The 386-nt window shown below is 66.1% G+C and carries 1 protein-coding gene; it reads right to left on the minus strand.

Annotated elements, in window-relative coordinates; all coding sequences use genetic code 11:
• Positions 1-118: 118 nt before the first annotated feature.
• A partial coding sequence (locus tag C5L12_RS27955; protein WP_170109146.1) for a winged helix-turn-helix transcriptional regulator occupies positions 119-386 on the minus strand: 268 nt, incomplete at its 5' end.

The following is a 386-nucleotide window of genomic DNA, read 5'->3' on the forward strand; positions in this document are numbered from 1 at the left end:
GGCCGATCGCATCCGCTGATAACGATAAAAAGGTCGAAGCGCCTTCCGATACCCGGCGCCTGCTCGAACGGCTGGGTCTTGCCGAGTGAAACGGCGGCTCGCGCCTGAGCGCTAACGCTCAGCCCGCCTTCGCCCGCTGGCGCTTCGTCGGCCTGATGGCCGATGGGTGGACGACCACCGTATCCTCCGGTGCCAGCGCGCGCCCGTCCTGCGCACGGAGTTCAAGGCGAGGCACCGGCTTACCCGTTGCCTTGTCGACGAGTACAACGTGCGCCTCATCCGGCGCAAAGCAGAACGCTTCACCCCACTGCCGCAGCGCCACCAGCAGGGGAAACAGCGCGCGCCCTTTCTCGGTCAGCACGTAGTCCTGATACGCGCTGTTTCCC

Source organism: Neorhizobium huautlense, from assembly GCF_002968575.1.
Classification (GTDB): Bacteria; Pseudomonadota; Alphaproteobacteria; order Rhizobiales; family Rhizobiaceae; genus Neorhizobium; species Neorhizobium huautlense.